8 protein-coding genes are annotated in these 6,296 nt (G+C 57.9%); 1 reads left to right on the top strand and 7 read right to left on the bottom strand.

The genetic code is table 11. The features are described 5' to 3' along the window. Positions 1-114: 114 nt before the first annotated feature. The 7 genes from OC610_RS18885 to rplM all read right to left on the bottom strand — a co-directional run bounded on the left by OC610_RS18885 (position 115) and on the right by rplM (position 4,994). Positions 115-528 carry a ClpXP protease specificity-enhancing factor gene (locus tag OC610_RS18885; protein ID WP_039591562.1) on the bottom strand — a complete coding sequence of 138 codons (414 nt, stop codon included), beginning with the start codon at positions 526-528 and terminating at the stop codon, positions 115-117. A 16-nt stretch (positions 529-544) separates the two neighbouring features. Then, complete coding sequence (locus OC610_RS18890) at positions 545-1,162, bottom strand: glutathione S-transferase N-terminal domain-containing protein (protein ID WP_030138559.1); 618 nt, start codon at positions 1,160-1,162, stop codon at positions 545-547. Between the two features lie 153 nt (positions 1,163-1,315). Then, a complete protein-coding gene (locus OC610_RS18895; RefSeq protein WP_264429803.1) occupies positions 1,316-2,098 on the bottom strand; it encodes a cytochrome c1 in 783 nt (260 codons plus the stop codon). Further along, entirely contained in the window at positions 2,098-3,309 is a 1,212-nt protein-coding gene (locus OC610_RS18900; RefSeq protein WP_139644895.1) for a cytochrome b, read from the bottom strand. Before OC610_RS18900 ends, OC610_RS18895 begins: the two co-directional genes overlap by 1 nt. Beyond that, positions 3,309-3,902, bottom strand: coding sequence for a ubiquinol-cytochrome c reductase iron-sulfur subunit (gene petA, locus OC610_RS18905; RefSeq protein WP_030138562.1), 594 nt, complete (start codon positions 3,900-3,902; stop codon positions 3,309-3,311). The genes OC610_RS18900 and petA overlap by 1 nt, the downstream gene beginning before the upstream one ends. Before the next feature lie 256 nt (positions 3,903-4,158). Next, positions 4,159-4,551 carry a 30S ribosomal protein S9 gene (gene rpsI, locus OC610_RS18910; protein ID WP_003228056.1) on the bottom strand — a complete coding sequence of 131 codons (393 nt, stop codon included), beginning with the start codon at positions 4,549-4,551 and terminating at the stop codon, positions 4,159-4,161. 14 nt (positions 4,552-4,565) lie between these two features. Then, entirely contained in the window at positions 4,566-4,994 is a 429-nt protein-coding gene (gene rplM / locus OC610_RS18915) for a 50S ribosomal protein L13 (RefSeq protein ID WP_003205365.1), read from the bottom strand. A gap of 245 nt (positions 4,995-5,239) precedes the next feature. On the opposite strand from rplM, the gene OC610_RS18920 reads away from it, so the two are divergent. Further along, the gene (locus OC610_RS18920) at positions 5,240-6,280 is read left to right on the top strand and encodes an NADP(H)-dependent aldo-keto reductase (RefSeq protein ID WP_198796609.1); all 1,041 of its coding nucleotides are present in this window, start codon (positions 5,240-5,242) and stop codon (positions 6,278-6,280) included. The last annotated feature ends 16 nt before the right edge of the window (positions 6,281-6,296 follow it).

Here is a 6,296-nt window from a genome sequence, read left to right on the forward strand (position 1 = left end):
TAGTTGCCGCACCCGAAAAACGGATATACACGCCAATACCCCGCTCAGAAAAAACCCGTATCTCACGACACGGGCTCTTTCCCAACTATATAATCCAGCTGTCAAACGGACCTATCACTTGACCACCTTCAAACTCGGCCGCCCGCTAGGCCGTGGCGGCTCGTCATCCGGTGGCGGCATATCATCATCCGCCTCGAACTCTTCTTCGCCATCCAACGGTACTTCCAACTCGAACACCATGCCCTGCCCGTTCTCCCGGGCATAAATCCCCAGGATCGAAGCAATCGGCACATAAAGCGTATGCGGCACCCCGCCAAAACGCCCTTCAAAACTGACAGCATCATTGTCCATATGCAGATGACGCACAGCGGCCGGCGACACGTTCAAGACAATCTGCCCGTCATTGGCAAAACCCTGCGGCACCTGCACCGAAGGATACTCGGCGTTGACCAGCATGTGCGGGGTGCAATCGTTGTCCACAATCCACTCGTAGAGCGCGCGGACCAGATAAGGTCGACTGGAGTTCATAGCGGCTCCCTAAGCCTTAGCGCATGTCGCGTTCGACACCAGACAGACTCGCCTGGAAAGCCTCACGCGCAAATTGGCGCTCCATATAATCAAGCAGCGGCTTGGCGGGCCGCGGCAGTTCGATACCCAGGATCGGCAAACGCCAGAGTATGGGCAATAGGCAGCAATCCACCAGACTTTGTTCCTCACTGAGGAAAAACGGCTTGTCGACAAACAGCGGCGACACGCCCGTCAGGCTTTCGCGCAGTTCTTTACGCGCCACGACCCGAGCCGGCTCCTTGGTCCGTGGATCCAGGATCAGGTCCACCAACCCGCACCAGTCACGCTGGATGCGATGAATGAGCAAACGGCTGTTCGCACGCGCAACGGGGTACACCGGCAGCAAAGGCGGATGCGGATAACGCTCATCCAGGTATTCCATCACCACGGTCGATTCCCACAACGCCAAGTCACGATCGACCAGCGTGGGCAGGCTGCCGTAAGGGTTCACCTCAATCAGCTTCGGCGGTTGACGACCCGCTTCGACGTAAATGATCTCGGCGCTGACACCCTTCTCGGCCAGTACGATACGTACCCGGTGGGAATAGTGGTCGGCGGGGTCGGAGTAACAGGCCAACCGATTGGTCACGCCCATGGCGATCCTCCTCGCTTGTTGAAATTATCGAAAAACGGAAAAACGAGCGCGCCCAGAGGGCGTCTCCCGTAACCACCTGGCCGACCAGGCTCGTTACACCTTCAGAGACGCCCTTGGGCGCGCACGATTAACAGCAACGGCTTACAGCATTTATCAATGAACGTCTTTCCAGTATTCACGCTTGAGCAGATAAGCGAATACGAAGAAGAACGCCAGGTACAGCAATACATACGTACCGATGCGCTGATGCTCCAGCTTCACCGGGTTGGCCGAGTAGGCCAGGAACGTCACCAGATTCTTGACCTTCTCGTCGAATTGCTCCGGCGTCAGGCTGCCGGTGTTCGGCACGATGGTCAGCTGGTCGCAGGCTTCATGAGTCAAGGCCGTGCCGGTCAGCGGATCATACTGCTTCTTGCCGTGTTCGACGATCTGTACCTGTTTGCAGCCTACCACCTGGCGACCCTGGAGGCCGACCAGGACGTTCGGCATGCCGACGTTCGGGAAGACCTTGTTGTTCACGCCCCATGGACGCGCAGGATCTTCATAGAACGACCGCAAGTAGCCATAGAGCCAGTCGGTGCCACGCACACGGGCCACCAGGGTCAGGTCGGGCGGCGCTGCGCCGAACCAGGTCTTGGCGTCCGCAGGCTGCATGCCGACGGTCATGTGATCACCCAGCTTGGCACCGGTGAACACCAGCTTCTCGAGCATCATTTCATGGGGGATGCCCAGGTCATCGGCGACACGCTCGTAGCGCTGGAACTTGGCACTGTGGCAACCCATGCAGTAGTTGGCGAACGTACGCGCGCCGTCCTGCATGGCTGCCTTATCGGAAACGTCGATGTCGACTTTTTCCAGCTCCGGACCACCGTGTTCAGCCGCGAAGGACAGTACAGGCATAGCAGCAAGAATCAGTACAGCAAATAGCTTTTTCATCAGCCAGTCACCCTTTCCGGAACCGGTTTGGTCTTCTCGAGCCTGGTGTAGAAAGGCATCAGAATGAAGTAGGCGAAGTACAGGAAGGTGCAAACCTGCGACAGCAACGTGCGCTCCGGAGTCGGCGCCAGTACGCCCAGCACACCCAGGATCACGAACGAAATGCAGAACACCACCAGCCAGATCTTGCTCAACCAGCCTTTATAGCGCATCGACTTGACGGGGCTGCGATCCAGCCACGGCAGGACGAACAGCACGGCGATGGCCGCGCCCATGGCGATCACGCCCATCAGCTTGTCCGGAATCGCCCGCAGAATCGCGTAGAACGGTGTGAAGTACCAGACCGGCGCAATGTGTTCTGGGGTCTTGAACGCGTTCGCCTGCTCAAAGTTCGGCTTCTCGAGGAAGTAACCGCCCATTTCCGGGAAGAAGAATACGATGGAGCAGAAGATGAACAGGAACACCACCACACCGACAATGTCTTTCACGGTGTAGTACGGGTGGAAGGCGATGCCGTCCAGCGGTACGCCGTTCTCGTCCTTGTGCTTCTTGATGTCCACGCCATCCGGGTTGTTCGAACCCACTTCGTGCAGCGCCAGGATGTGCAGCACCACCAGGCCGAGGATCACGATCGGCAGCGCCACGACATGCAAGGCAAAGAAGCGGTTCAGGGTGATACCCGAGATGAGGTAGTCGCCGCGGATCCACTGGGTCAGGTCATTACCAATGACCGGGATCGCACCGAACAGCGAGATGATCACCTGGGCGCCCCAGTAGGACATCTGGCCCCATGGCAACAGGTAGCCCATGAAGGCCTCCGCCATCAACGCCAGGTAGATCAGCATGCCGAAGACCCACACCAGCTCACGTGGCTTCTGGTACGAACCGTAGAGCAGGCCACGGAACATGTGCAGGTAGACCACGATGAAGAACGCCGACGCGCCAGTGGAGTGCAGCAGGCGCAGGATCGAGCCGTACTCGACGTCGCGCATGATGTATTCGACGGAGGCAAATGCCTCTTCGGCCGACGGGGTGTAGCTCATGGTCAGCCAGACACCGGTGACGATCTGGTTGACCAGAACGAGCAATGCCAGGGAACCAAAGAAGTAGAAGAAGTTGAAGTTCTTCGGGGCGTAATACTTGCTGAGATGGTCTTCCCACATCTTGGTCGCGGGAAAGCGCGCATCAACCCAATCCATAAGTTTGCTCATCACGCTTTCTCCGTGTCGACGCCGATGACGATGACGTCATCCGACTCATAGGAATGCGGGGGAACTGGCAGGTTCAGGGGTGCAGGCTGGGATTTGTAGACGCGACCCGCCAGGTCGTAGTGGGAGCCGTGGCATGGGCAGAAATAGCCACCTACCCAATCCTTGCCCAGGTCGGCAGGGGCCACTTCGGGACGGAACGTTGGCGAGCAACCCAGGTGCGTGCAGATCCCGATCAGAAGCAGGACTTCCGGCTTGATCGAGCGCGTTTCAGGGTTGACGTATTCCGGTTGGACCGAGTTCTTGGAAGAGGGATCGGACAGCTGGCCCTCGATCTTTTTCAGATTCCCCAGGATCTCCTCTGTACGGCGGACGATGAACACCGGCTGACCGCGCCACTCAGCAATCATCTGCTGGCCTGGCTCGATCTTGCTGACATTCACTTTCACCGGTGCACCTGCGGCTTTCGCCTTGGCGCTGGGAAACCATGACCCCACGAACGGGACCGCAGCCCCCACCGCTCCTGCAGCACCCACCACGGATGTGGCTGCTACCAGGAAGCGACGCCGGCCTGCATTCACGCCGTCATTGCTCATTCAGTCCTCTCCCATCAGCTTTGTGGCCTGTTAGATCAGGCGTCTACTAAGTAAAAATCTGAACTTATAAAAATTTTGCCGAATGGTAATGAAAAGCCCCAATTCTGACAAGGTAATTACCATGCGGCCAAACCGCTAAGCCTTGTAGTATAGGGGCTCTACGAATGTGGCAAGTTGTCACAGAGCAATTATTTCGCACATAAAAAAACGCCCAGCTCCGTGAGGAACTGGGCGCCTTTTGAACGCGGAAGCGAAATTAACGCTTCGAGTACTGCGGACGCTTACGCGCTTTACGCAGACCGACTTTCTTACGTTCAACTTCGCGAGCATCGCGAGTTACGAAGCCAGCTTTACGCAGGGCGCTGCGCAGAGTTTCGTCGTAATCCATCAGGGCGCGAGTGATGCCGTGGCGGATTGCGCCAGCCTGGCCACTTACACCACCACCGATAACGGTGACGTAGATGTCGAACTTCTCGACGGTCTCGGTCAGTTCCAGCGGCTGACGAACTACCATGCGGGCAGTTTCGCGGCCGAAGAAGTTATCCAGGGAGCGGTTGTTGATGGAGATGTTACCAGTGCCCGGACGCAGGAAAACGCGTGCGGTTGCAGTCTTGCGACGGCCAGTGCCGTAATTTTGAGTCGCCGACATAATGAACTATTCCGTTAAAACTTCAGTTCTTGGGGCTGCTGAGCAGTATGAGGGTGAGCAGCGCCCGCATAAACCTTCAGCTTACGATACATGTCGCGACCCAGTGGGTTCTTAGGCAGCATGCCTTTAACCGCGGTCTCGATCACGCGCTCAGGGGCTTTGGCGATCAGCTTTTCAAAGTTGATCGACTTGATGCCGCCAGGAAAACCGGAGTGGGAGTAGTACATTTTGTCAGTGGTTTTAGCGCCAGTAACACGTACTTGCTCGGCATTGATCACGACGATGTAGTCACCGGTGTCAACGTGAGGGGTGTACTCAGGCTTGTGCTTGCCACGCAGACGGCTCGCGATTTCGGTGGCCAGACGACCCAGGGTCTGACCAGCAGCGTCGACGACAAACCAGTCGCGCTTTACTGTTTCCGGTTTAGCAGTAAAAGTTTTCATTCTTTATAGCCTCAGGGGCCGCCCTGTAAATTAGACGGCGGATCTTACTGAATAGTGCGTACTTTGACAAGTCAAAGGCAGCCGGATACAGACGCTTTCGGGGGCTCGGGTCGGCGCGTCCGTTCAACGGCAAGATTCTTCGGCGGCGGCGCATCACTTCCACTGCAGAAAGAGGTGCGCAATTATGCAGATTGCGAAAAATATTTCAACCTGCTTTTATGATTGTTTTGCCCAAGGAGTCCCCGATGGACTATCGCAAGCTAGGCCGTACCGATCTGAACGTCAGCGCCCTGTGCCTCGGAACCATGACCTGGGGCGAGCAGAACAGCGAGGCAGAGGCGTTCGCCCAGATCGAACGCGCCAAGGGTGCCGGGATCAACTTCCTCGACACCGCCGAGATGTACCCCGTGCCACCGAAGGCTGAGACCTACGCCACCACCGAGCGCTACATCGGCAATTACTTCAAGAGCCGCGGTGACCGCGCCGACTGGATCCTGGCCAGCAAGATCGCCGGCCCCGGCAACACCATCGACTACATCCGCGACAAGAACCTCAAGCACAACCGCCGGCATATCGTCGAAGCGCTGGATGCCAGCCTCAAGCGCCTGCAGACCGATTGGATCGATCTCTACCAACTGCATTGGCCGGAACGCAGCACCAACTTCTTTGGCCAACTGGGCTACACCCACAAGGCCGACGAAGATTTCACGCCACTGGAGGAAACCCTCGAAGCCCTCGACGAGCAGGTCCGGGCCGGCAAGATCCGCCACATCGGCCTGTCCAATGAAACGCCGTGGGGCACCATGAAGTTCCTTGCCCTGGCCGAGGCCCGTGGCTGGCCACGCGCGGTGTCGATCCAGAACCCGTACAACCTGCTCAACCGCAGCTTTGAAATCGGCCTGGCGGAGATTGCCATCCGCGAACAGTGTGGCTTGCTGGCCTATTCGCCGCTGGCGTTCGGCTTCCTGTCGGGCAAGTATGAAAACGGCGCACGCCCCGCCAAGGGCCGCCTGACGCTGTACAGCCGCTTCATGCGTTACTTCAACCCGCAGTCGGAAGCGGCTTGCAGCCGTTATGTCGCCCTGGCCCGCGAACATGGGCTGGACCCGGCGCAGATGGCCCTGGCGTTCGTCACCCAGCAGCCGTTCGTGACCAGCAACATCATTGGCGCCACCACACTGGAGCAACTGGACAGCAACATCGCCAGCTTCGACCTGAAGCTGTCGGATGAAGTGTTGGCGGGGATCGAGGCGATTCACAAGGACCAGCCAAACCCGGCGCCTTGATTGATTTGTAGGCCCA

The organism is Pseudomonas agronomica (genome assembly GCF_025917275.1).
GTDB classification, from domain to species: Bacteria; Pseudomonadota; Gammaproteobacteria; order Pseudomonadales; family Pseudomonadaceae; genus Aquipseudomonas; species Aquipseudomonas agronomica.

Excerpts from the sequence above, each read along its gene's own strand:
- OC610_RS18885 (WP_039591562.1), bottom strand. The coding sequence starts at position 528 with ATGAACTCCAGTCGACCTTATCTGGTCCGCGCGCTCTACGAGTGGATT.
- OC610_RS18890 (WP_030138559.1), bottom strand. The coding sequence starts at position 1,162 with ATGGGCGTGACCAATCGGTTGGCCTGTTACTCCGACCCCGCCGACCAC.
- OC610_RS18895 (WP_264429803.1), bottom strand. The coding sequence starts at position 2,098 with ATGAAAAAGCTATTTGCTGTACTGATTCTTGCTGCTATGCCTGTACTG.
- OC610_RS18900 (WP_139644895.1), bottom strand. The coding sequence starts at position 3,309 with ATGAGCAAACTTATGGATTGGGTTGATGCGCGCTTTCCCGCGACCAAG.
- petA (WP_030138562.1), bottom strand. The coding sequence starts at position 3,902 with ATGAGCAATGACGGCGTGAATGCAGGCCGGCGTCGCTTCCTGGTAGCA.
- rpsI (WP_003228056.1), bottom strand. The coding sequence starts at position 4,551 with ATGTCGGCGACTCAAAATTACGGCACTGGCCGTCGCAAGACTGCAACC.
- rplM (WP_003205365.1), bottom strand. The coding sequence starts at position 4,994 with ATGAAAACTTTTACTGCTAAACCGGAAACAGTAAAGCGCGACTGGTTT.
- OC610_RS18920 (WP_198796609.1), top strand. The coding sequence starts at position 5,240 with ATGGACTATCGCAAGCTAGGCCGTACCGATCTGAACGTCAGCGCCCTG.